Genomic DNA, 25,324 nt, shown 5'->3' with positions numbered 1-25,324 from the left:
GTGAGGATAATGAAAAAGAAATTTTCAAAAAGTAACCTCTTGGGAGGGATAATTACTACAGCACCAGTAGCTTTATGGATGTTAGGCTTTTTCTTAGTGCCGTTGGTGCTTATAGTTGTTGTAAGTTTTTGTACTAGAGGAGAAGTTGGAGATATTGTTTATGCTTTTACTCCAAGTAATTACACAAAACTTGTGAATTCGCTTTATATAACTATATTCTTTAAGTCTTTACTTATTGCAATATTAACTACTGTAACCTGCTTAGTATTTGGATATCCTTTTGCCTTTATAATAGCAAGAGCTAACAAGAAATTAAAGCCAATACTTTTACTTCTTATAGTACTTCCGTTTTGGACAAACTCCTTGGTTAGAACTTATGCTATGATAATTTTACTTCGTACAGAGGGGATTATAAACACACTGCTACTAGATATGAAAATTATAAGTGCTCCGCTTCACCTGATGTACAACAACACTGCTGTAATAATTGGAATGCTTTATATGATGTTCCCATTTATGGTATTACCTTTATATTCTTCTATAGAGAAGTTGGATGTTAGAGTGCTTGAAGCAGCGGATGATTTGGGAGCTGGCCCTATAAACAAATTCCTAAAAGTAACATTTCCATTAACTAAAGGCGGAGTACTTTCAGGATCTTTGTTGGTTTTTGTGCCTACCTTAGGGTTGTTCTTTATTACTGATTTAATGGGTGGAAGTAAGGTGGTTCTTATGAGCAATCTTATTAAGAATCAATTTTTGACAGCGAGAAATTGGCCTTTTGGAGCTGCAATTTCTGTGGTTCTTATAGTTATAATGATTATAATTATAGCCTTCTATACGAAACTCGGTGGCAAGGTAGATAAAAGGGAGGTGCTATAATTATGAAAAAGAAAAAAGGTAATGTATTAAAGGTGTCTTACGCCTTTTTAATGTATATGTTTCTATATGTGCCTATAATGGTTTTGATAGCATTCTCCTTTAACTCTTCAAAGCTTAATGTTGTTTGGACTGGATTTACCTTTAAGTGGTACCAGAGTTTGATACACAATGCAGGAATATTGGAGGCTGTAAAAAACTCATTTATAATAGCAATAGTAAGTACGTTGATATCCGTTATAATCGGAACCCTTGCTGCAGTAGGGTTGTATAGATATGAGTTTAGAGGAAAAAAGTTTTTGGATACAGTTTTATATATACCTCTAGTCATTCCTGAGATAGTTATGGGGATTTCTCTACTTGCCTTCTTCTCTATAGTAAAGATGGATTTAGGAAAGCTAACCCTTATAATAGCTCATGTTACCTTTAGTGTGGCATATGTGGTTGCTGTAGTGAAGACAAGACTAGATGGCTTTGATAAATCCGTAGAAGAGGCTGCTATGGATCTAGGAGCTAGTGCTTTAAAAACTTTCTTTTATGTGACACTGCCTATAATAATGCCTGGTGTTATAGCTGGAGGACTTTTAGCGTTTACATTGTCTCTGGATGATGTTATCATAAGTTTCTTTGTAGCGGGGCCAGGAAGTGTAACTTTACCTCTAAAGATATTCTCTATGGTTAAGTTTGGAGTTACACCTGAGATAAATGCACTGTCCACTATTATATTGCTTTTTACAGTTGTAATAATAATACTTTCTGTAATTATGAGAAATGTAAATTTGAGCATGAAAAAAGTTGGGACCATACTTACCGCAATTTTTGTGTTGGTTGGAGGTTCTAGTTATGGGGTGTGGGCTTTTGCTAAAGCTAATGAAGCTCCACAACAAGTACTTAATGTATTTAACTGGTCAGAATATTTACCTCAATCTGTTATCGACAAGTTTGAGCAAACCTATAATATAAAAGTAAACTATAGTACTTTCTCATCAAATGAAGAAATGCTTGCAAAGCTTATGGCTGGTGGTGGTCAGTATGATATAGCTGTGGCTAGTGACTTTATGGTTGAGATATTAAAGAAACAACAGCTTATTGAACCGATGAATACAGCCAATTTACCTAATATGAAGAATATAGGTAGTCAGTTTTTAAATCTGCCTTTTGATGAAGGAAATAAATACAGTGTTCCTTATATGTGGCTCGCTGGAATAATTGCTTATGATAGCTCAAAGGTTTCAGAAGGAAGCATAACTAGCTACGCAGATTTATGGAAGCCAGAGTTTAAAGGTTCTCTAACAGTTTTGGATGATGAGAGAGTTATCATTGGTATGACATTGAAAAGATTAGGATATTCCTTAAATGAAACAAGCCCCGAGGCTTTAAAGAAAGCTAAGGAAGAGCTTAAAAAGCTTCAGCCTAATATTAAGTCTTATGACAGTGATAGTCCAAAAACTAGCTTGATAAATGGAGAAGCAAAAGCTATCTTTGCTTGGGGAGCAGAAGCTAGTTTAGCTAGAAGAGACAATCCTAATGTCAAGTATGTTATACCAAAGGAAGGACTTTTCTTACAGCAGGATAACTTCGTTATACCTAAGGGAGCAAAAAACGTAAAGGCTGCAGAGCAGTTTATCAATTTCATAATGGAACCTGAAATAAGCGCTGAAATATCTCAGTATTTCCCTTACGGAAACCCTAACACAGCTGCTTATCCATATATAGGAGACGAAATAATGAAGGATAAAGCTGTGTACCCTTCAGATACTGATCTTAAGAAGGGTGAGTACCTAAAGGATATAGGTGATCACGTAACTGAATTTGATAAGATATGGTCTGAAGTTAAGCAATAGAGCATAGTAGGTGTATTTTATTAGGCAAATTAAAATATAACAAAGATAAAGAAATATCAGACTATAGATCATTATAATGACTAGGTCTGATATTATTTTTTATAAAGGTATGGAATTTTTACTAACTAGACCTAGTGTTTAAAGAGATTAGAAGACTTTATTATATACAGTAAAGGAATGAAACATATTCCATGGGCAGATTTCCTTAACATGGACCATTAAAGTCAGATTAACAAAAATATTAAAAAATTAAGCAAAATATGTTTTCTTATAAGGAATTTTCATTTATTATATTATAGGTGGATGAATTATATAATTGTACTATATAATATTTAAGTATTATAATACTTAAATTAATAAAACTTAAAACAAATATGGCCTATTTATGGGCGAGTACAAATGAAAGGAAATGAGTTAATGAGCATTGGAGTATCTTTTATTTTAAGCATAATAGCATATTTGGCAGGTTCTATACCTACTGGATATATATTGATTAAGAAAATCAAGGGGATAGATATAAGAACTGTTGGAAGTGGAGGTACTGGTTCTACTAATGTTAGAAGAGTTGGAGGAACTTATATATCTCTTGCAACTCAAGTTGTGGATATCCTTAAAGGATTACTCCCAGTAGCAATTACAAGTTATTTGTTGAACAATGGAATTATTCATATTGATTATAATAAAGATATTTTATTAGCTATTGTAGGTATTTCAGCTGTAGTTGGACATAATTACCCTATATTCTTGAAGTTTAGAGGGGGCAAAGGTGTTAATACCACTGCAGGTGTATTTTTGTTTTTAGCACCAAAAGCAATAATAACAGCTGGTGTAGTATTTTTCTTGTTAAAAGTATTAACGTCTATTGTGTCAATAAGGTCTATGATTCTTTCAGTTGTTTTAGTTATAGCAGCTATATTATTTGGTTATTCAACGCCTATAGTTGTTTGTACCGTATTTGCTGCAGCGCTTTTAATCTTTAGACATAAGGGTAATATTAAAAGGCTTATAAATGGAGAAGAAAAATAAAATATGAAATATATTTACCTATAGTGTTTTTTTCTCACATACAATTGGAAAATAATATGGTGTAAAAAGCCACTGAAGAAATTTCTTCAGTGGCTTTTTGTTTCATTTATAAATAATTTTAACACTTGATAAAGTGGTGGATAAGTATCCATAAGAAACTTAAATACTAACGGCAGGGAAAGAAGATACTGTATGTATGTTATGTTGATATGTATAAAATGACACAAAAATATTGTTAAAATTAACTTTTAAATATAAAAAATGGTGATTATTACAATAAAATGTTATATAATTATTATAAACATGATAACTGTGGGTGATATTACGTAAAATGGAGGGGATTTAGTTGGATTTCTTAAACCCTAACGATAAGATAAGACTTATGAGGCATAGATTTAGAATCAATCAGTCTGATTTGGAAGATACAAATATGACTAGAGCTTTTATTAGTATGATGGAAAGCGGAAAGAGAAGAGTAAGCAAAACTAGTTCAGCTATATTGGCCAAAAAGTTTAACTCTATAGCTAATAAGATATCAGTGAAGCTTGATTTAGATGATGAATATTTTTATAGGTTTCCAAAGGAAGATGCAAAGTTTTATTGTGAGAAAGTTATAGCTTCCAATAGTTATAACCATGATGAAATTGAGGAATTTATAGAAGTAGGAAAAAAGTACGAATTAGATGACATTTTAGCTAGGCTATATAAAATAAATGGTGGATTGTATTTTAAAGAAAATAACTTTATGAAAGCTTTTATTAATTTTAGTAATTCTTTAGGAAAGTATAAAGAACTTAATGAGCAAGAGTTTCAGCCATATCTGTATAATGCCATAGGAGTATGTAAAATTGAGAGAAATGAAAATGAAGAAGCTGTGTTTCATCTTCTTCGTGCAATAGATTATGCTAAAGAACAAGAAAATAACCTATACTACATCAAAGCTAGTTATAACTTAGCATTGGCGTATTACAATATAAAAGATTTTGATAAATGTATAGAAATAATAAATAATAATGTACTGGTAACTAATATCAAAGAATACAATATGGATGATAATAATGCAAGAATAGTTAAGGCTAATGCTATGCTTATGAGCGGCAAAGAAGATGAGGCAGTAGCTGAATATGAGGATATATTGATAAATCTTAAGGAAGATGACTTATGTAGAAGGGCTACTATTTACAACAATATTGGAGAGTTTTACTATAATAAAGAACAGTATGAAAAGAGTTTAGAATATATAAATAAGGCTCAAAAAATTAAAATAAAAGATAATAAAGACGATATAGCAACAAATGTGTTAGATTCAAAAGGAAAGCTGTTTTTTAAGCAAGGTCTGTACGATGAAAGTATAATGATATTTGAGCTTGCTATGAGTCTAGCAGAGCAAAACAATCAATTTATAATTATTTTTGAAATATATAAGCACTTAACGAAGGTTTGTGAAGAAAAAGATGATTTAGAAAAATTAGAAGAAGTAACAAATAATTTTTTATCTATTCTAGAAGAAAACCATATAAGTAAAGGTAAGGACTACGCCATATATAAACTTGTGGAAATAGCTATGAAGCAAGGAAAGAATGATGAGGCTATGAGGTTTCTAAAAAGCTTAGGACAAGTTCTGAACAATAGTTAATTTGTATAACTTAAACATTTATATAGAAGCTTTATTGTTAAGAATATAAGATTATAGAAAATAGGAGATGGTTAATGTGAAAAAAAAGTTGTATAAGAAAATAGTAATCGGATTAATAGCAAGTACTTTTATATTACCAGTGGGACTAGCTACTAATCATATTTCTAACAACCTAGTGATGCCAACAGGGGTAGCTACCCCTCATCCAGAATTGTAAAAATTTAAGTGATTAATATTGTGTTTTTTAATAAAATAGTGTTATAATAAAAGCAATTTAGTATACAAGGAGAATATTTTATGAATGCTGAGGTTTCAAACTAAGTAAATTAAATAATGTCTAAATTTTGTTTGAATTGCCTGTTTTTTAGGTTTATTTGTTGTGCAATTTTTAGGCTGACTTAGTGAAACATCATAAGCAGCATTCTTATATAAGGATATATGAGCTGTGCTTGTGCACGGCTTTTTTTGTCTATATAGCTGATTTATTTTTAGATATTATATGTAAGATAATTTTGATTAAAGCATCTATGTGTAGTATTTTATTAAATATCAGTTAGAAGCTTAATAATATTGATAATAGTGGATTAGTTACTTTTTACTTTCTAGGAAAAGCTCACTGAATAAGTTTGCTTAAGCATCTTTTGAAAGGATTAACTTATCTACTTGGTAGTATTGAGCTGATATAGACTATAGGTATAAGTGAAATGATATCTATAATAACAAATAGATATAATGCATTACCTATATAAAATATATCTAAAGGTGTACTAAATTCAATGGAAAATCAATTTTCATAACTTCTCTGGGGTCTGAGAGTAGAAGTCGAAAATATAAATTTTATCATGAAGTACATCTATATATATTCAAATTTAGCTGTAAGTGAAACTTATGTTTCATTTACAGCTTTTTCTATTTTCTGGGGAAGAATAAAATTTTTTGATAGCTAAACCTAGAGATACTACAGTTTCCTTGTGTAAGAACTTAAGGAGGGATTTAATATGGATTTTGTTATGAAAAGTATAGTTTCAAAGAAAAAGCAATGTATTTATTTTAAAAATATTGGAGGAATAAGAATTGAATAGTAAAGCCGTTGAAATATTAGAATTTAATAAAATAAAAGAAGTGTTAAAGGAATTTGCGTTATCTGACTTGGGAAAGAAAAAAATTGAAGAGTTAGAGCCGTATATGGATATAAATATTGTAAGAAGGCACATGAGGGAAACAACTGAGACAAGGGCTATAGTAAACAGAAGTTCTAGTGTTCCTTTACACAGTTTAAAAGGCGTTGATAGTATAAAAGAAAAGTTATCTAAAGGTATGATACTTTCAGCAGAAGAATTAGAATCATTGGGAAGTCTTTTAAAAGATATAAAAAGGCTTAAAAACTTTATGAAGACAAAGGAACAAATAGCTCCAACAGTTAGCTCTTACGCACTATCACTATTTGAGATGGAAGAGGTACAAATGGAGATAGAAAAATCAATTTCAAGAGGTATGGTTGATGATAGGGCTAGTAGCAAGCTTCAAAAGATAAGGAAGAGAATATTTATCTTAGAGGAAAGAATAAAAGCTAAACTAGACAATATATTGAGAAATGATAAATATAAGAATTATATTCAAGATTCGCTGGTAAGTCAAAGAAATGGAAGGTATGTTATCCCTATTAAGAGTGAGCATAAGAGGACCTTTGATGGAAATATCCATGATAGATCTCAAAGTGGTTCAACTGTGTTTATAGAACCTGCTGAAGTGAAGAAATATCAAGATGAACTTGAGCAAGAGCGTTTTGAAGAAGAAAAAGAAGTATATAGAATACTCTCAGAGCTTACTGCAATTGTAGCTTCTTATGAAAAAGAGTTGAGCTTAAATATTGAAGGCATGAGCTATTATGATTTTCTATTTGCTAAAGCCAAATACAGTAAATCAATAGATGGAAATGAAGCTGTATTTAACAATAATAATGTCATTAAAATTAATGATGGTAGACATCCGCTTTTAGGAAGCAAGGCTGTACCATTAGATTTTTCTATAGGTGAAGCTTATAGGGGACTTGTAATAACGGGGCCAAACACAGGAGGGAAAACTGTTGCACTTAAAACCGTTGGACTTCTTAGTATGATGGCACAAGCAGGTCTTCATGTATCTGCTGGTAAGGATAGTGAGTTTGCTATACTAGGAGATATTTTAGCAGATATAGGAGATGGGCAGAGTATAGAACAAAGCTTGAGTACTTTTTCTTCCCATATAAAAAATATAATTGGTATTTTAGATATGGCAGATAAATATACCTTGGTAATATTAGATGAGATTGGATCAGGTACAGATCCTGGAGAAGGGATGGGCATAGCTGTAGCAGTCTTAGAAAGGCTTTATGAAAAGGGGGCTATAATTTGCGCTACAACTCACTATAATGAGATTAAAGACTTTGCCAAGGAGCATGAAGGATTTATAAATGGCTCCATGGAATTTGATATTAATACACTTAAGCCTAAATATAGACTTAATATAGGGAAGCCTGGAGAAAGTAACGCGTTTTTAATAGCTTTAAGGCTAGGAATGGATAGAAGAATAATTGAAAGAGCTCACACTGTGACTTATAAAGAAAATAAAGACTATTCAAGTATAACTTTTGAACAAAAGGCTGTAGAAAAAAGCTATAGTGACAATGAAAAATCAAAGCATTCAGAGCAAGTTATAAAGATAAAAGAATCCAATAAAATAAATAGAAATATAGAGAAGCAAAAGCAAAAACCGTTGTTTGATATAGGTGATTCTGTATTTATAAGCTTTATGAACAGGACAGGAATAATCTGTGAAGAAGAGAATTCTAAGGGTGAATACGGTGTAATGGTAATGAAGAAGAAAATAAAGATAAGCAAAAAAAGACTTTCTAAATATATTAGTAAAGATGAGCTTTATCCAGAAGATTATGATTTTGATATAGTATTTAAAAGTAAGAAATATAGAAAGGTCAATAGACTGCTAAATAAGGGAAATACAGATGGTGTGGTACTTGAAGAAGAGTAATTAAGTCAGTTTTGAAATATTTCTGAAATACCTATTGTGTTTCTGATTTTCTTAATGTAAACTTTCGTATTGTATAGAAAAATTTTCTGTATAAGGTAAATAATGTTCACTTATATAAGTCTAGTAATAGGGGCTAGATGTATCTACCGAGCTACCGTAAAAAGCTCTTGGCTATAGGTGTAATGATGAATCATGTTGGATACAGATGGTACATCATTAAAGTCATCAGTATTTTGGGGAGGATGGTTGTATTATGAAGTATGATATCATTATAGTAGGTGCAGGCCCATCAGGAGTATTTACAGCACTAGAATTAGTTAGACAAAATCAGAATAGAAGTATTCTTATGGTAGAAAAGGGCAAGAGCGTAGATAAAAGACACTGTCCAAAAGAAAAAACCAAGTGTTGTGTAAATTGCAAGCCTTATTGCCATATAACTACTGGTTTTTCAGGAGCTGGAGCTTTTTCTGATGGAAAGCTTTCATTAAGTTATGAGGTTGGAGGAGATTTGCCTGATTTAATAGGTGCAAATGTCGCTCAAGAATTTATAGAATATACAGATAAGATATATCTGGAGTTTGGAGCTGATCCTAAGATAGAGGGACTTGGCCATGAAGAAGAGGTAAAGGAAATAAGAAGAAAAGCCATCGAGGCTGGATTGAAGTTAGTGGACTGTCCTATAAGACACCTAGGAACTGAAAAGGCTCACGAGCTTTATTTTAGAATAGAGAGTTATTTGATAAAGGCAGGAATAGACATAAAGTTTGATACTTTGGTAACAGATCTTATTATAGAGCAAGGCGAAGCGAAAGGTATAAAAATTACTGATGCTTTAACTAAGTCAAATGAAGATATAATATATGGTGACAAGATTATATTAGGTACTGGAAGGAAGGGTGCTGACTGGCTTAATGATATGTGTATAAAGCATGATATAAACCATTATGCTGGTACTGTGGATATAGGAGTTCGTGTTGAGCTTAGAAATGAAGTAATGGAAAAGGTAAATGAAGTATTATATGAATCCAAGCTTATTGGATATCCAGCTCCTTTTAAAAATAAAGTTAGGACTTTCTGTCAAAATCCTGGTGGCTTTGTTGCACAAGAAAATTATGACGATAATATAGCTATAGTTAATGGACACTCCTTTAAAGAGAAAAAGTCAGATAATACAAACTTGGCTATATTAAGTTCTCATAATTTTTCTAAACCTTTTAATCAACCGATAGAATATGGAAAAAAGGTAGCCCAACTAGTGAATATGCTTGGAAATGGAAAGATTTTAGTTCAAAGATATGGAGATATCTTGGATGGTAAAAGGACTTGGGAACATGAGTTGGATAGATCAAATGTTAAGTATACCTTGCCAGATGCAGTAGCAGGAGATTTGACTTCCGCTATTCCATATAGAACCATGACTAATATATTAAATTTTATACAGGCTATGAATACAGTAGTACCAGGCTTTGCAAGTAGTGAAACTCTGCTGTATGGACCAGAAATAAAGTTTTATAGCAATAAAATTACATTGGATGATAAGTTTGAAACTAATATAAAGAATCTTCATTGTCTGGGTGATTCAAGTGGTTGGACAAGGGGACTTATGATGGCTTCTGTGATGGGAGTACTAATGGGAAGATATTTGTGTGAATAAAAATATTGATGAAAGACTTATAAGGGCAATTTCTTTATAAGTCTTTTTTACCAACATTATTTTAATACATTTACATATAAACTAAAAATGTATGCTAATACTATATAGTAAATAGAAATCATTTATAGGGAACCAACTTCAATTATTAATTTATACATGCCACAAAATCCACAAAAACCGAGATTTTATAACAAGTATAAATTAAGTTTTCATAAAGGTTTCCTATAGGAAGAATACAATCTTAAAGTGAAATGATATAATATCTATAAATAATGGCTCTGTCAAAATGCTGTATTGAAGTTAAGTGGTCAGTAATCCGATGCTCAGAGGAGCTTACGCAGAGAATTAATAAACTTAAGAAGCTGGGATTAAATATTTAACATTATAGTATTAAACTTAGTTATATTTAAGATATATTTTATAAGATATGTTTTAAATCAAATCAAATACGACTTGAACTTTGGTAATAGCTAAAAATAGGCGTAAATAGCCGTAATTATAGGGGTAAGTTTAGATGAAAAGAGCAGATGAGAGAAACTTTAGAAAGATAAAAAATCAAATTTCTCAAATTGACGAGATAGTAAGACATACTAAAACCAATGCTTTGTGGGAGCATGAGGCTTCAGTGAGAAAGAAGCTAAAAGAGCTTAATCAATTTAGAAAGGAAGAAATAAGAGACTACGATAAGGTCTATGATCAGTATGTGGAGATCTTGAATTATATTTCCGAAAGACTTCTTGAAGATTATAACAGAAAAAATAACTCTTCTTTTGATTTTTATTCTATAGTAAGAAATAATTTTGAGAGTTATATAAGTTCAGGGATTATCAGTGTTCTTATAGCTGAACATATTCCAAAGATAATATCAAAGGAATTTGATGAGGTATTTCCTATAAATCCTAAGGATGAGTATAGAAGAGCAAGAGCAATAAAAAGAAAGATATTTTTACATCTTGGGGATACCAATACTGGTAAGACCTATAATTCTATGGAAAGATTGAAGCAGTGTGAAAAAGGGATATATCTTTCGCCTCTTAGAATACTAGCCTTAGAGAATTATGAGAGGCTCAATAAAGAAGGAGTTAAGTGTAATCTCATAACTGGAGAGGAAGAGATAATTCACGAGGATGCTAAGCATATATCATGTACTATAGAAAAACTAGATATAAACGAAGATTATGAGATTGCAATAATAGATGAGATCCAGATGATAGATGACGATCAAAGAGGGGCAGCCTGGACAAGAGCATTGCTGGGGTTAAGGTGTAGAGAAATACATATTTGCGGTGCAAAAAATGCCAAGGAATTGTTAGTGGAAATATTAGAAGACTGCGAAGATGATTATGAAATTATAGAATATAAAAGACAAATTCCTCTTATTGTTGATGAAAAAGCTTTTACGTTAAAGGATATTAATCCAGGAGATGCATTAGTAGTTTTTTCTAAGAAAAGAGTTTTGGAACTTGGTATGCATTACTCAGCATTAGGCATGAGGGCTAGTCTGATATATGGGGATTTACCACCGGAGGTTAGAAGAAAGCAGTATGAAAGCTTCATAAGTGGAAGCAGTAAAATACTTATTTCTACAGATGCAATAGGTATGGGAGTCAATCTTCCTATAAAAAGAATTGTATTTATGGATATAAAAAAATTTGATGGCAATGAAGTTAGGTTCTTAAAGAGTCAGGAAGTTAAGCAAATAGGTGGTAGAGCTGGAAGAAAGGGAATATACGAAGAAGGCTTTGTTGCCTGCAGTGGCAGTAATCAAGGTTTCATTGAAGAGAATCTACTTATGGAAGATCAACCAATTGAGGAGGCAGTTTTAGGACCAAGTGAAGAAATCTTAAAGATAAAGAGCTTATCTTTAAGAGAAAAACTGGCCTTATGGAGTACAAAAAAGGAAAAACTCAGCTACTATAGAAAAATGGATGTTAGTGAATATCTAGTTATTCTGGATGCTATAAAAAGCTATAAGATAACGGAGGAAAAACAATGGAAGCTCATGAGGATTCCTATAGATATATCCAATGAAGATATTATGAAAGCCTTTATAAACTACATAGATGAGCATTTTGTTGCTAAAAGTGATACATTGACAAAACCAGGACTTAAATTTTATGATTTGAAAGAACTAGAAAATTATTATCAGAAGATCAATCTATATTATTCATTTTCGAGAAATTTTAAGCTTCACTTTGATGAAGAATGGGTATATGAAGAGAGAAAAAGTGTAAGTGAAGAGATTAATAAAATACTTTTGAATTTATAACAAAAGCTGTACATAATAAGAAAAATAAATATACTTATTATGCACAGCTTTTTTACTGTCTAGGAATTTACCATGAAGGCAAAAGCCATCACAAAAATTATATTTCCAGATTTTCATCATATACATTCCGAAAGGCAGTAATGAGCATTATCTAATGCAGCTTAAGCTGGAGTTTACTGCTAATACCCTAAAAGATTGTTTAGAAGGTATATAATCCACTATACTTATACTTCCATTTGGAATATCAAGTGCAGCTCTATTTTGAAGGGGAATTTGAAGAATTGTACATAAAATTACCTTTATTACAGCGCCGTGGGATACTAGAGCTATATCGCAATTACAATCCTCTAGAAGAGAACTTAAAGCTTTAAATACTCTTTCCTTGAGTTCTATATAGGACTCACCTTCAGGTGGTGCTGTAGCTGCTATATCTTTTGACCATATATCTAAGAATTCTTTGTACTCGGATTTAATTTCTTCCCAAGTCTTGCCTTCCCATTGCCCAAGATTAATTTCCCTAAATTCATTTATTATTTCAGTATTTATATTAAGTTTCTTTGCTAAAGGAGCGGCAGTTTTTATTGCTCTCTTTAAAGGACTTGAAAAAACTCTGCCTATGTTACATTCTTTTAGTAAATCAGCTATAGCTTCAGCTTGTTCTATTCCTAAATCATTTAACTCTTCATCTTTACTTCCTTGATACCTAAATGCTTGGTTCCATTCGGTTTGACCATGACGTATTAAATAAATAAGCAATAAGGTTCACCCCGTTTCCAAATACTAAGAAATAGTAAAATACAAAAGGATTAGTACTTTATATTTTAAAAACTTGAATTTAATTATGAAAAGATAGTTTATTTCTAATTACCTAGATTTCGTACAAATATAATAATTACATTTGACTGTATTTGGATTCCAGTTAAATGAATTATGTACCATAATAATGCAGTTATTTACAGAAAGTTGAATGGATTATTATGTCACTTTGTAAAGACCAATATCAATTAAGCCCCAAAATAAATTCCCATTTTTGGCAGCTTGTATTGGTTATATTTATTAAAAACCCTAAATATTAAGAGTCAATTGTATATATTTAGGCCGGCAAAGTGCGTCAGCAATTAGCTTAGATAGCTTTGTCATTGGTGGAATAATTACTTTGATTCCATCAGAAGTTCTTTTTACAAATCCCTTTATATTGCCAATGCTTTTAATCAATACTCTTACCCCTACATTTTCAAGGTCCGTTCCATAAAGAACGGTCGACTTAAACCAACTTATCAAGTTATGTGTTATAAATACTAGCCATAAGAATCCATATATGCCGTGAAATTTTGAAGTTCTAAGATTTTTTATATGATATATGTTCTTAGCCATCTTAAAGAAAGCTTCTATAGTTTGACGCTTATTATAAAAATGGAATATTTCTACCGGACTCATTTCACTGCTAGTTATGTTGGTTATAAGCATGGAATATTTTAAGTTTCCTCTTTTAGACAGAGTCTGCACCAAGATATATCTAACTCCGCTATTCTGAGGTAGTTCATATACCCAAGCAGCTTCATCAGCTTGAGTATATTTTGAGTAATCTATATCTTTAGCAATAGTTCTTGGTGTTCTAGTAGAATATGCTTTTGTTATAAATTTTAATTTAGGGATTGATCGTAGCTTTTCAATGTTTTCTGTTGAACCAAATCCGCTATCAGTTCTTAATATTAGATTACCTTGACGAAGTTGGTCTTTATATTTTGATAGTATAGATTTTAGCAAATCATCGTAGTGGTCTGTACAATGAGAATTTCCAGAATCTAAAAACATTGCTACAGTCTCAGCCTGATCTCCTGCAAATGCCGCTGAAAGTTGATATCCACTTTGATTCTTCTTTTTAGCAAAATAGCCTTTTTTAGCTAATTCAAAACTTTTACCATTAGCTATTAATCCTGTTTGATCACAATCTACGATAACTCTCTCATGAGAGTTGGCCGAGTTGCTGTGTTCCTTAAAAATACTATGATGAATAGTTTCTAACTGGTTTATACTATCTGAATCAAATCGTCTTATTAATTCGTTAATCTGAGATTGGTCAGGAGCTGTTTCCATGCCGAACATACTCAGCGTTAGCTTTTCTCCAGAAAGTTTTTCGTTGATATCTTTAGTTGTCTCGCAGCCAGTGACAATAGACATCATCGTCGTAATAAGTTTTTGGTAAACAGAGTATCTTACTTCCTTCATCTTGAGCTTAAAGCTCTCTAGCGGACTGAAAACATTAGTGTTAAGACCGAACTGCATAACTGCTGCCAACCAAGTGGAAGTAGTTTCTTCTTTACATGACTCTTGAGTAAAGGTAAAATTATTCATAGGATAATACCTGCCTTTATTAATTTTTCTTCGCAAGAAAATTATACTTCAAGGCTTGGTATTATCCATTTTTTATTTTATGGAAACTATAATATGGAAGACACTAAAATTTCGTTTGTACGAAACTTAGGTAATTATATATTAAAAAAAAATTAAAATATATATAATTTGTAAGATTACACAATACATAAAAAATTACACTAGTGAAGGATGGTAGCATTTTATATTAAAATTAGTAATTGAGTTATACAGCTGTGTTAAATGTTTACAATAATCTTATGAATTCTTATATTTAATATTATGCGTTCAAAGTATTTAAATTATTTGTATCCAGTAATTAAAAAAGTAAGAAGACATATGTTAAATTTGGCTAAATTGAGAGGTTTTCGACTATAAATCGGTAATTATAATAAATAGCATCAGTTCTTCTTGATATATATTAATTTTTTATTAATTTAGAGCGATTTAATGAGTTTGAAGCTTGTCACGCACACTGCTATAATACAAAATTGTTTCATTAATAATTTAGAAATATTTCGGGAGAGGATATTTTATGGAAAAGATAAAAAGAAAGGTCATTGGTGAGCCTTTAAAATCATCACAGATTAAACATGAAAAGTTTAGTATTTTTAGAGGACTACCGATCTTATCATCCGATGCAATCTCTTCAGTAGCCTATGCTTGTGAAGAAATACTTATAGTTCTTATTCCAGTAATGGGTATACTGTCCTATAAGTACTTATTACATGTAACTTTTGCGATCATTGCATTGCTATGCATTTTGATTTTTTCGTATAGACAAACTATTGATAGTTACCCAAATGGTGGTGGATCATATATAGTTTCCAGAGAGAATTTAGGGGTTATGCCTAGTTTACTTGCTGGAGCATCACTTACAACAGATTATATATTGACCGTTGCAGTAAGTTCTACAGCTGGTGTTGCTGCTATTACCTCAGCATTTCCTTCGTTACTAGAATTTAGAGTTCCATTAACTCTGCTTATAATACTTATAATGACGATTGGTAACTTAAGAGGTATTAGAGACTCTGCAAAGATATTCAGTATACCTACATATTTCTTCTTATTTATAACCTTGCTTATGATAGGAGTTGGAATCATAAAATATCTTATATTTGGATATGTTCCAACAGAAGCGGTAAAAACTCAAATGGCAAGTACTGCTGGTGATATGACTCTTTTCTTATTTTTAAGAGCTTTCGCAGCTGGATGTACAGCACTTACAGGTATAGAAGCTGTTAGTGATGGTGTTGCAAACTTTAAAGCTCCAGCTACTAAGAATGCTAAAAGAGTATTAGGTCTATTATTTGCTATAGTTGTTATAATATTTGGTGGTGTATCATACCTTTCAACTATATATCATACATCAGCAGGTGGTGATAGAACTGTTATATCACAAATTGCTGGACAAGTTTTTGGACAAAATAGTATTTTATTCTTCGTTATGCAATTTGCTACTACGTTAATACTTATAATGGCTGCAAATACTGCTTTTTCAGATTTTCCTCTTCTGCTTTCTTTTATAGCTAGAGATGGGTTTGCTCCAAGACAGTTTGCAAAAAGAGGAGATAGATTAAGCTTCTCTAATGGTATAATACTTCTTGCGGTTTCAGCATCAATATTAGTTATAATATTCAAGGGTGAAAATCACTTGATGTTACCTTTGTATGCTATTGGTGTATTTATATCCTTTACTTTATCTCAAAGCGGAATGGTAATGAGATGGGTACGTACAAAAGCTCCAGGATGGAGACATAAGGCTTTTATAAATGGATTTGGTGCTACTATAACATTTATAACCTTAATTGTGATTTCTTTTGTAAAATTCCAGCATGGTGCTTGGGTTGTTATAATATTAATTCCTTCAGTAATGCTTGTTATGAAGAGAATAAAGAGACATTATACTAAGGTTGCTAGACAGCTTAGTTTGGATAATAACTACTTCCCTGTATTTAATAGCAATGCAGCTAAGAGGTTTATAGTTCCAGTAGGATCACTAAATGAAGCTGTTATTAAAACAATAAACTACGCAAAATGTTTATCTGATGATATAACTGCTTTCCATGCTTCTACAGATGAAGAAGAGACTGCAAGACTTAAGGAAAAGTGGGATAAGTACGAAATGGGAATTCCACTAGTAATAAGAACTGTTGATTATAGAGAAGTTGTTAATCCTTTAGTTGAATTTATAGAAAATGGGAACTTTAGACAATCGAAAAAGGATATGGTTACAGTAGTTATTCCTCAATTTAATGCTGAAAAGTGGTGGGGAAATATACTACACAATCAAACAGCGATGTTCCTAAGAACTACTTTACTTAAGAGAAGAAATATAGCTGTTATATCTGTTCCATTTATAATAGAAAATGACTATGCTTCAGGTAACATGGAGAAGGTCATGGAAGAATATACTGATAAAGATTGCTTTAAGGCTAAAAATAATTGCTGCGACAAGCAAGATGAAACACAGGAAACAAATAAGCTTAATAACTAAGCAATGAATAGAAAAAAAGAGTAAAGCAATAAAAAATCAAGATAATAGGAGTAAATCATCGATAATACTGTTTGATTTTGCTCTTATTATCTTAATTGGATATTTTAACATGTAAGTTTTTCTTGTATAATTATAGCAAACATAATTGAATATTTAGGTCTTTTATCAAGAATGGTGGAGGGACTGGCCCTTTGAAGCCTAGCAACAGCTAGCAGTCATTAGCTAGAATTGTGCTAAATCCTGCAGGAGATTTTCCTGAGAGATAACGGATACGCTAAACACATTTAAATTATTTAATTGCGATGTATAAGGCTATTTCTATATCTCTATAGTAATAGCTTTTATTTTTTTATAAAAATTATTTCTATAGAGATATATAGACTATACTTAAGTAAAGTCAGAGGCTTTATAGTATGGAGAATAACATTTTATTGTGATTCTCTATTATTAGCGCAAGGTCATATATAATCAAAGCAGATTTATATATGATTATTATAAAGATGATTTTAGTAATTATTATATTTTTGATAGAAGACTACCTATGGAGCATTTTCTCCATAAAAGGTAGTCTTTTTTACTTTTAACAAAGTGAAAAAAATTGCTGCCTAAACCTAGTAATTTCAAGGGTTTAGAATAGCTTTTTAGGGGAGAAAGTAAAAAAATTATGCCGCCTGCCAGAATTTCTTTACATACGTTTAGAAAAGGCAGATGCACAAAAAAAGCCAAGGAAGGTAAAAAATCAGTATTTTATTTTAGGAGGATGACATGACGATATATTGTGGTAAAAAGATAGTTGGAGCAGATTTAATGAGATATAACCCAAATATTTGTGTAGACATTGCTGATGAGAACTTGCCTAAAATAGGAATTTTAAATCTAATGCCCAATAAATACGACACTGAAAAACAGCTTTTGGAACTATTATCAAGGACTAAACTTGATTTAGAGGTTAACTTTATAAGACTATTAACCCATAGTTCTAAATCAGTTCCTAATGAATATTTAGAGGAAAACTATGAGTTTTTTGATGAAGTTAAGGAAGATATTGACTGCTTAATAGTTACTGGGGCACCAGTAGAAAAATTAGAATTTAATCAGGTATCCTATATAGATGAATTGAATAAAATTATGGATTATATGAAATCAAAGGGGAAAAAATCAGTGTTTATATGCTGGGGAGCTCAGGCTGCACTCAATCACTACTATGGAATTAGAAAAGAACTTTGTGAAGAAAAGGTGTTTGGAATATTTAAGCATAAAAAACTAGAAGAATGTTTGCTGCTTGAAGGAATAAGTGATAACTTTTATGCTCCGCATTCAAGACATACTAGACTTAGAAGTGAAGATATAAGAAGATATAGTGCTTTGACAACCTTGGCTTATTCTGAAGGGGCTGGCGAGTATATTATAGTTGATGATAATTCGCTCTATATACTAGGCCACTGTGAATACCATAAGGAGACTTTAAAAAATGAATATTTTAGAGATCTAAATAAAGGCCTTTCTATAAATATTCCTAAAAATTATTTTGTCAATGATGATCCGTATAATGACATTATTGAAAGCTGGCAAGAGGATGGGGTTAAGCTGTATGAAAATTGGCTTAGGAGATCTTTAAAACTACAGTAAAAAGAAGATTAAGTGGAGGTATATATGAAAAGAATAGCTTTATTGGGATATGGTGTGGTTGGAACAGGACTTGTTGAGTTAATTGAAAAAAATAGAGAGAAAGATGAAAAACTTAATATAAGGGTAGAAGCAATTTTAGTAAAACATAAGGAAAAGCATAATAATAAAAAGCTTAATCAAGTAATAACTGAGGATTGCGAAGAAGTGTTTTCAAAGGATTGGGATATTCTTGTTGAAGTTATTGGTGGAATAAATCCAGCGTATAGTTATGTTAAAAGAGCTCTAGAGCTGGGTAAACATGTTGTTACGGCCAATAAAGATCTAATTGCTGAATATGGTGAAGAGCTTTTTCAAATAGCTAAGGATAAAGGAGTAGCATTGAAATTCGAAGCCTCTGTGGCAGGAGGAATACCTATTATAAAGCCTCTTACTGAGTCTTTGTCAGGTAATGATATAAAAAGCATAAAAGGCATAATAAATGGTACAACAAACTTTATACTCTCAAAGATGTACGAAGATGGAGTGGAGTATGGAGAGGCTCTTAAAGAAGCTCAGGATAGGGGCTTTGCTGAGGCCAATCCAGATGCTGATGTGCTTGGATACGATGCTGCTAGAAAGCTTGCTATACTTTCAACCTTAGCTTTTAAAAAGAGAGTTTTTTGGAAAGACATAAAAGTTGAAGGGATAACATCAATTGATAGTAAAGACTTTGCTTATGCAAAGAAAGCTAATTGTAAGATTAAACTACTGTCTTATAGTAAAAAAGAAGAAAATAGGGTGTTTGCAACAGTAAAGCCTGTACTGATTGACAGTGAGTCAGATTTTTATAGAGTTAATAATGAGATTAACTCTGTTATTTTAAGTGGAGATGCAGTGGGAGAATTGGTGTTTAAAGGCAGTGGAGCAGGTATGCTTCCAACAGCTTCAGCTGTATATGGAGATATTGTTGATCTTGCATTTAATAAAAATAATGTTGTGATAAACAGTTTTTCTGAAGATAAACTAAGTGTAGAACATAGGTCAGAGGAGAAGATACAAAGTCTCATAAGGATTGATACTGACAATAAGAAAGAGCTTATCTTAGAGCTCAACAATAGATTTACTGCTGCAGAACTATTAGATTTATTTGATAATGAGGTTGCTTTATTAGTGGACGGATATACGGAAATGGAACTAGAGGAAAGGTTGATTACTTTAAAGCAATTATCCTATGTTAATAGAGTTAAAAGGATATTAAAGGTAAGCTGATTATCAAATATTTTAGGTAAATTATTTTTCAAATATAATATATGCTACATTTAAACAATATCAATATATAAAGTCATGTATATACGATAAGAAACTAATATACATGATTTTTTACTTTTATTAAACTTATAAATTTCAACAGACTTATTTTTTGAGAGAAATTAAGTAAGATTGTAAATCTTTTAATATTTTTTATAAACTGGTATTATTATTAATATTAACTGATGAAAGTAGGGATGAATGTATGAATAGATGTATGTATGACAAGATAAGACAAACATTAGTTGAAGTTGAGAATAATAATGATATTAATATACTTTATGCAGCTGAATCTGGAAGCAGGGGATGGGGCTTTGAATCCTTAGACTCTGACTATGACTGTAGATTTATATATATTAATAGTAAAGAGTTCTACCTTTCTATTGATGAGGGAAAAGACTATATAGAGTTACCGGTAGATAAAGTTTACGATGTAAATGGATGGGATTTAAAAAAGGCATTAAAAGCCATAAGAAAATCTAATCCAACTGTAATTGAGTGGCTTAACTCACCAATAGTCTATATAGAGAAAGAAGATTTTAAAAAAGAAATAATTGAGCTTTGCAATGAATACTTTGATGAAACTTTAACTATATATCACTATCTTCATATAGCAAGAAAGAAGCTTGATGAGGTTAGAGATGAACAATCCAGTAAATTAAAAAAATACTTTTATATATTAAGACCTTTATTTGCATGCTGTTGGGTTATGGATAATAAATCTATACCTCCTATGGAGTTTGAGCCTTTGTATAAAAATATGGAGCTTAGTATTCAGCAAAAGGAAGAGATTGATAGATTGTTAGATTTAAAGAAAGTAAGTAATGAAAGTGAGCTTATACCAAGGAGTGAAGTTATAATAGCATATTCCGAAGCACTTATCATAGCTTGTGAGCAGTATTTGAAAAACAATAGAAAAGGAAGCAATAAGGATAGTGATAAGTTAAATAAATTTTTTATCAAATGCCTAGAAAGGAAATAAAATGAATGAAAAAATAATAAAAAAGTTAAATTCATCTGACTATGATTTCTTAAGGGATGATCCTAAACTTAGGAATAATATTATTTATTTAGTAGTAAGTGGTTCTTATGGTTATGGAACTAATGGAGAAAATAGCGATATTGACCTTAGAGGTTTCTTAATAGAGGATGAAGAGGTGCTTTTTAAGCTTGGAGCTTTTGAACAATATGAAGATAGAACCAGTGATACTGTAATATATGGATTAAAAAAGTACATTAATCTAGCATTAAGTGCTAATCCTCATGCACTTGAACTATTAGGAATTGAAGATGAATGTATTTATATGATGAACTCCTATGGTAAGCTGCTTCGCGATAACTCAAATTTATTTCTTTCTAAAAGAGTTATAAATAGCTTTGGAAATTATGCTCTTGCTCAATTGCGAAGATTAGAGAACGCCCTCTCAAATAATTCCTTAGATTTAGATGTGAAAAATAAACATTTACTAAATACTTTAAATAAGCAGCTACTAAGCTTTAATGAAATGTATCATACTTTCGATAGTGGAAATATAAACTTATACATTAATGAATCGCCAAAAAAAGATATATACATGGATATATGTTTAAGCAAATATCCATTAAGAGATTTTACAGCAATATATTCTAACATGAATAATATAGTTAGAAGTTATGAAAAATTAAATCATCGAAATAATAAAAAAGAAGAAGTAAAGCTATATAAGCATGCTATGCATCTAGTTAGACTTTTAATTACGGGAAGATACATACTAGAGGGGAATGGAATTAAAACAAGACTAGAAAAGTATATTCCTTTATTCTTAGATATAAGAAATGAGAAATATAGTTTCAATGAAATATTCGAAATTGTAAATTCATGTGAAAAAGATTTTAACTATGCTGCTAAAGAAACTAATTTACCAGATATACCCAATAAAGAACAAATTGAGGATATTATGTCGCTTATATATAAAGGCTTTTATAAGATTAACTGAGTAAGAAGTAAATCTTATCCAACTAATCTGCTATGGAAAAGTAACTACAAAAGGTGTTATAATATTCTTTACTAAATATTATAACGAGGTGAACATATGAGTGGTATAGCTGGAAATGGATGCGAGATAGTAGTTCCATTTAATGAAAGAAAGTCACTTGATGAGATAGAAACAAGTCTGAGAAAGACTTATAAGAAGCATATATGGTCTAAGTTTGTAAGAGCAATTAAGGACTATAAGATGATTGAAGAGGGAGATAAGATTGCTGTAGCAATATCTGGGGGAAAAGACTCAATGCTCATGGCCAAGCTTTTTCAAGAGCTAAAAAGACATGGGCAAATGAATTTTGAGTTGGAATTCGTAGTAATGGATCCAGGATATCATCCTCAAGTAAAGGAATTGCTTATAAGTAACTGCGAATATCTTAATATTCCAATAACTATTTTTGAATCGGGTATTTTTGATATAGTTGATAAAATAGCAAAGGATTATCCATGTTATATGTGCGCAAGAATGAGAAGAGGTGCACTTTATAACAGAGCGAAAGAACTAGGCTGTAATAAGCTTGCTTTAGGGCATCATTATAACGATGTTATTGAGACAACTATGCTTAATGTGCTTTATGGTGGAAACTTTAAAACAATGCTTCCTAAATTAAAGTCAGATAACTTTGAAGGTATAGAGCTTATAAGACCACTGTATTATGTTGAAGAGATGCATATAAAAAGATTTATTCAAAGTGCTGGAATATGGCCTCTAAACTGCGCATGTATGGTGGCTGCTAAAAAGATTGGCAATAAGAGATATGAAATAAAAGAAATGATTGAGAACATAAAGAAGGACTTCAGTGATGTAGAAAAATCTATATTTAATGCAGCGAGAAACGTTAACATGAATTCGATAATAGGTTGGGAAAAAGATGGCGTAAAGCACTCCTTCCTAGATGAGTATGATGTTGAAGAAAATGTTGGCAGTGATGAGAGTACTGAAGTTTAGTAATACAATTAAAATATAGTGGGATAATAATCTTCATAAACTTATTTTACTGTATAGATCAGTAAAAAGATTTATAAGGAGGGTTATTATGGCAACTAGAAAAAATAAAGATAAAAGCAAGCAAGTAGATGAAAGAATAAGTATGGAAATTCAATCAGATGTGGTTCATGAGCATACATCTCATACAGATAATCAACCTAAAGCTAAATATCAAAAGAAATAAGATTTACTTTGAAGAAGTCGTTTTTTCGGCTTCTTTTTTTACTTTTTAGAAGATTATATATTTTTTGATAGCTAAACTTAGCAATATCAAGGCTTTAGGTTAACTGTTTAAGGTAAAAAGTAAAGGATATATCACTTAATAGAATTTCTTCGCATACTTTCAGAAAAGGCATATGCGCAAAAAGTCGTTGAATAAGGATCGATTCAGCGACTTTTTGCTATTTGTAGCTGTAATTATTGGAAAGATTACTGGTGAATAAGTAGCTTTTCTATTGGATATAATTAGAATTGTATATTTTGAGAAACCTATTAACCAAGATAAAGTGTAAGTTGATTGATTGAGTCATATAAAGAAGATAATATAATTTTATTTTGTATTATAAGAATAACCTTAAAACCCGCTTAAATACTATATATTTATATGATTTTATAAATATAAAATTATAACAATTTAACAATATAAAAAGTTTTTATATTGTTATGAAGTTAGGAGAGGCTGTATATGGAAAATAGAGTAGTGGCTACACAGCTTGAGAACAACAAAAACTTCATAAAAAGTAAGCTCGGTAATAGTGGTGATATTACTTTTAGAGATTTTTATATACCAATGTTTGGTGAAAAAAAGGCTTTTGTAGTTTATATTGATGGACTTATTGGCTCTCCAGAAATAGAAGATGTTCTTCTTAGACCACTTATGTCTAGAAAGAATGAATATATAAACCCTGAAGACAGTAATGCATTAGATCTGCTTATAAGTAAAGGAATTATTTCAAAATCAGTGGATAAGTCGAAAGATCTTGAAAAACTTTTAGATAGCTTATTATCTGGTGATACTATAGTTTTTATAGACACCATGGATCAAGGAATGATTATATCCACTCGTGTATTTCAAATGAGAAGTATAGCAGAACCTATAAATGAAGCTAGCTTAAGAGGCCCAAAGGATAGTTTCATAGAAAATATAAGATCAAATACATCGCTTATAAGAAGAAGAATTAGAGATTATGATTTAAGATTTGATGCTATAAAGATTGGTAAAAGAACTAAAACTGATGTGGTTTTAGCATACATAGATACTTTAGTAAATAAAGAGATACTTAAAGAAGTTAATGAAAGGTTAAGTAGAATTGAAATTGATGCTGTTCTTGATAGTGCATATATTGAGGAAATGATTGAAGAGTCTTCTTATACTATGTTCCCTCAAATTGAAATAACGGAAAGGCCAGATAAAGCATGCGCCTCTATACTAGAGGGGAAAATAGTTATTATAGTGGATAATAGCCCTGTTACCCTGATACTTCCTACTGTATTCTGGCAGTTTTTTCAGGCCGCAGAAGATTATTATGAAAGATTTCAAGTGGCAACTTTTATGAGATGGCTTAGAGTTATAGCATTATTTTTGTCAATGACTTTATCTTCAATATATGTTATGCTAGTGTCTTTTCATCAAGAGATGCTTCCTACCCCTCTAGCCTTGAAGATAGCAGCTTCAAGAGAAGGAGTGCCTTTTCCATCAATTATGGAAGCTTTTTTTATGGAATTTATGTTTGAGCTTATGAGAGAGGCTGGACTCAGGATGCCTAAACCAGTAGGGCAGGCAGTTGGAATAGTAGGAGCTTTAGTAGTAGGTGAAGCAGCTGTAACTGCAGGTCTTGTGGGACCTTTGCTTGTAATATTTGTAGCAGGGTCAGCTATAAGTTCTTTTGCAATACCTGCATACAATACATCCTACTCTTTGAGATTAACTAGATTTTTTATACTATTCTGTACTGGTATGTTTGGAATATTAGGTTTTTTAGGATCAGGAATATTTATAACCCTTCATTTAGTATCTCTTAAATCTTTTGGGGTACAATTTTTAGGACCATTAGATCCTTTTATAGCTAGAGGAAAAAAAGATATGTTATTTAAAGCACCACTGTGGAGTATGAAGGGTCGCTCTTCAATATTTAAGCCTCAAGATAGTAATAGGCAGGCTAAGGATGGAAATAAACCAGAGCCATAAAAAATTG

At 31.2% G+C, this 25,324-nt stretch carries 18 protein-coding genes and 2 riboswitches; of the genes, 16 read left to right on the top strand and 2 right to left on the bottom strand.

Translation table 11 applies throughout. From position 1 onward, the window contains the following. Window positions 1–9 precede the first annotated feature (9 nt). The 8 genes from C1I91_RS23140 to C1I91_RS23110 all read left to right on the top strand — a co-directional run bounded on the left by C1I91_RS23140 (window position 10) and on the right by C1I91_RS23110 (window position 12,332). On the top strand, window positions 10–879 hold the full coding sequence (locus C1I91_RS23140; protein ID WP_128215027.1) for an ABC transporter permease: 870 nt from the start codon (window positions 10–12) through the stop codon (window positions 877–879). A 2-nt stretch (window positions 880–881) separates the two neighbouring features. Continuing rightward, entirely contained in the window at window positions 882–2,720 is a 1,839-nt protein-coding gene (locus tag C1I91_RS23135; protein WP_128215026.1) for an extracellular solute-binding protein, read from the top strand. A gap of 399 nt (window positions 2,721–3,119) precedes the next feature. Continuing rightward, a complete protein-coding gene (gene plsY, locus C1I91_RS23130; RefSeq protein ID WP_238475869.1) occupies window positions 3,120–3,746 on the top strand; it encodes a glycerol-3-phosphate 1-O-acyltransferase PlsY in 627 nt (208 codons plus the stop codon). 346 nt (window positions 3,747–4,092) lie between these two features. Beyond that, entirely contained in the window at window positions 4,093–5,382 is a 1,290-nt protein-coding gene (locus tag C1I91_RS23125) for a tetratricopeptide repeat protein (protein WP_128215025.1), read from the top strand. Between the two features lie 76 nt (window positions 5,383–5,458). Beyond that, complete coding sequence (locus C1I91_RS28380) at window positions 5,459–5,599, top strand: hypothetical protein (RefSeq protein WP_164880628.1); 141 nt, start codon at window positions 5,459–5,461, stop codon at window positions 5,597–5,599. An 857-nt stretch (window positions 5,600–6,456) separates the two neighbouring features. Further along, entirely contained in the window at window positions 6,457–8,409 is a 1,953-nt protein-coding gene (locus C1I91_RS23120; RefSeq protein ID WP_128215024.1) for an endonuclease MutS2, read from the top strand. 90 nt (window positions 8,410–8,499) lie between these two features. Further along, window positions 8,500–8,603, top strand: a riboswitch (purine riboswitch). A 59-nt stretch (window positions 8,604–8,662) separates the two neighbouring features. After that, complete coding sequence (locus C1I91_RS23115) at window positions 8,663–10,063, top strand: NAD(P)/FAD-dependent oxidoreductase (RefSeq protein ID WP_128215023.1); 1,401 nt, start codon at window positions 8,663–8,665, stop codon at window positions 10,061–10,063. 514 nt (window positions 10,064–10,577) lie between these two features. Further along, complete coding sequence (locus C1I91_RS23110) at window positions 10,578–12,332, top strand: helicase-related protein (protein ID WP_128215022.1); 1,755 nt, start codon at window positions 10,578–10,580, stop codon at window positions 12,330–12,332. Between the two features lie 147 nt (window positions 12,333–12,479). On the opposite strand, the gene cobC is transcribed toward C1I91_RS23110, so the two are convergent. Both cobC and C1I91_RS23100 read right to left on the bottom strand, forming a co-directional pair. Beyond that, the gene (cobC, locus tag C1I91_RS23105; protein ID WP_128215021.1) at window positions 12,480–13,088 is read right to left on the bottom strand and encodes an alpha-ribazole phosphatase; all 609 of its coding nucleotides are present in this window, start codon (window positions 13,086–13,088) and stop codon (window positions 12,480–12,482) included. A 309-nt stretch (window positions 13,089–13,397) separates the two neighbouring features. Beyond that, the gene (locus C1I91_RS23100; RefSeq protein ID WP_128215020.1) at window positions 13,398–14,687 is read right to left on the bottom strand and encodes a transposase; all 1,290 of its coding nucleotides are present in this window, start codon (window positions 14,685–14,687) and stop codon (window positions 13,398–13,400) included. A gap of 553 nt (window positions 14,688–15,240) precedes the next feature. On the opposite strand from C1I91_RS23100, the gene C1I91_RS23095 reads away from it, so the two are divergent. The 8 genes from C1I91_RS23095 (at window position 15,241) to C1I91_RS23065 (ending at window position 25,317) form a co-directional block, all read left to right on the top strand. Beyond that, the gene (locus C1I91_RS23095; RefSeq protein WP_128215019.1) at window positions 15,241–17,202 is read left to right on the top strand and encodes an APC family permease; all 1,962 of its coding nucleotides are present in this window, start codon (window positions 15,241–15,243) and stop codon (window positions 17,200–17,202) included. Window positions 17,203–17,361: 159 nt separating this feature from the next. Next, window positions 17,362–17,471, top strand: a riboswitch (SAM riboswitch). A gap of 496 nt (window positions 17,472–17,967) precedes the next feature. Next, complete coding sequence (locus C1I91_RS23090; protein WP_128215018.1) at window positions 17,968–18,831, top strand: homoserine O-acetyltransferase/O-succinyltransferase family protein; 864 nt, start codon at window positions 17,968–17,970, stop codon at window positions 18,829–18,831. A gap of 24 nt (window positions 18,832–18,855) precedes the next feature. Next, the gene (locus tag C1I91_RS23085; RefSeq protein WP_128215017.1) at window positions 18,856–20,079 is read left to right on the top strand and encodes a homoserine dehydrogenase; all 1,224 of its coding nucleotides are present in this window, start codon (window positions 18,856–18,858) and stop codon (window positions 20,077–20,079) included. Between the two features lie 244 nt (window positions 20,080–20,323). Beyond that, window positions 20,324–21,100: a nucleotidyltransferase domain-containing protein gene (locus C1I91_RS23080; RefSeq protein ID WP_128215016.1), complete on the top strand. Its 777-nt coding sequence runs from the start codon at window positions 20,324–20,326 to the stop codon at window positions 21,098–21,100. Between the two features lies 1 nt (window position 21,101). Further along, window positions 21,102–22,094: a DNA polymerase beta superfamily protein gene (locus C1I91_RS23075; RefSeq protein WP_128215015.1), complete on the top strand. Its 993-nt coding sequence runs from the start codon at window positions 21,102–21,104 to the stop codon at window positions 22,092–22,094. Between the two features lie 96 nt (window positions 22,095–22,190). Further along, window positions 22,191–23,090, top strand: coding sequence for a tRNA 2-thiocytidine biosynthesis TtcA family protein (locus C1I91_RS23070; protein WP_128215014.1), 900 nt, complete (start codon window positions 22,191–22,193; stop codon window positions 23,088–23,090). Window positions 23,091–23,178: 88 nt separating this feature from the next. Continuing rightward, window positions 23,179–23,313, top strand: a complete 135-nt coding sequence (locus tag C1I91_RS29485; RefSeq protein WP_275051635.1) for a hypothetical protein — start codon at window positions 23,179–23,181, stop codon at window positions 23,311–23,313. A gap of 501 nt (window positions 23,314–23,814) precedes the next feature. Next, window positions 23,815–25,317 (top strand): spore germination protein, encoded by a 1,503-nt coding sequence (locus tag C1I91_RS23065; RefSeq protein ID WP_128215013.1) that lies wholly within the window; start codon window positions 23,815–23,817, stop codon window positions 25,315–25,317. The last annotated feature ends 7 nt before the right edge of the window (window positions 25,318–25,324 follow it).

Origin of the sequence: Clostridium manihotivorum, assembly GCF_004015185.1 — a bacterium.
Taxonomy (GTDB): domain Bacteria; phylum Bacillota; class Clostridia; order Clostridiales; family Clostridiaceae; genus Clostridium_AR; species Clostridium_AR manihotivorum.
Note: the sequence above shows the minus strand (reverse complement) of the source record. Positions and strands in the feature narration are given on the sequence as shown.

What these genes read in the sequence shown, in the direction of transcription:
- C1I91_RS23140 (WP_128215027.1), top strand. Translation starts at nt 10, where the DNA reads ATGAAAAAGAAATTTTCAAAAAGTAACCTCTTGGGAGGGATAATTACT.
- C1I91_RS23135 (WP_128215026.1), top strand. Translation starts at nt 882, where the DNA reads ATGAAAAAGAAAAAAGGTAATGTATTAAAGGTGTCTTACGCCTTTTTA.
- plsY (WP_238475869.1), top strand. Translation starts at nt 3,120, where the DNA reads ATGAAAGGAAATGAGTTAATGAGCATTGGAGTATCTTTTATTTTAAGC.
- C1I91_RS23115 (WP_128215023.1), top strand. Translation starts at nt 8,663, where the DNA reads ATGAAGTATGATATCATTATAGTAGGTGCAGGCCCATCAGGAGTATTT.
- C1I91_RS23110 (WP_128215022.1), top strand. Translation starts at nt 10,578, where the DNA reads ATGAAAAGAGCAGATGAGAGAAACTTTAGAAAGATAAAAAATCAAATT.
- C1I91_RS23100 (WP_128215020.1), bottom strand. Translation starts at nt 14,687, where the DNA reads ATGAATAATTTTACCTTTACTCAAGAGTCATGTAAAGAAGAAACTACT.
- C1I91_RS23095 (WP_128215019.1), top strand. Translation starts at nt 15,241, where the DNA reads ATGGAAAAGATAAAAAGAAAGGTCATTGGTGAGCCTTTAAAATCATCA.
- C1I91_RS23090 (WP_128215018.1), top strand. Translation starts at nt 17,968, where the DNA reads ATGACGATATATTGTGGTAAAAAGATAGTTGGAGCAGATTTAATGAGA.
- C1I91_RS23085 (WP_128215017.1), top strand. Translation starts at nt 18,856, where the DNA reads ATGAAAAGAATAGCTTTATTGGGATATGGTGTGGTTGGAACAGGACTT.
- C1I91_RS23080 (WP_128215016.1), top strand. Translation starts at nt 20,324, where the DNA reads ATGAATAGATGTATGTATGACAAGATAAGACAAACATTAGTTGAAGTT.
- C1I91_RS23075 (WP_128215015.1), top strand. Translation starts at nt 21,102, where the DNA reads ATGAATGAAAAAATAATAAAAAAGTTAAATTCATCTGACTATGATTTC.
- C1I91_RS23070 (WP_128215014.1), top strand. Translation starts at nt 22,191, where the DNA reads ATGAGTGGTATAGCTGGAAATGGATGCGAGATAGTAGTTCCATTTAAT.
- C1I91_RS29485 (WP_275051635.1), top strand. Translation starts at nt 23,179, where the DNA reads ATGGCAACTAGAAAAAATAAAGATAAAAGCAAGCAAGTAGATGAAAGA.
- C1I91_RS23065 (WP_128215013.1), top strand. Translation starts at nt 23,815, where the DNA reads ATGGAAAATAGAGTAGTGGCTACACAGCTTGAGAACAACAAAAACTTC.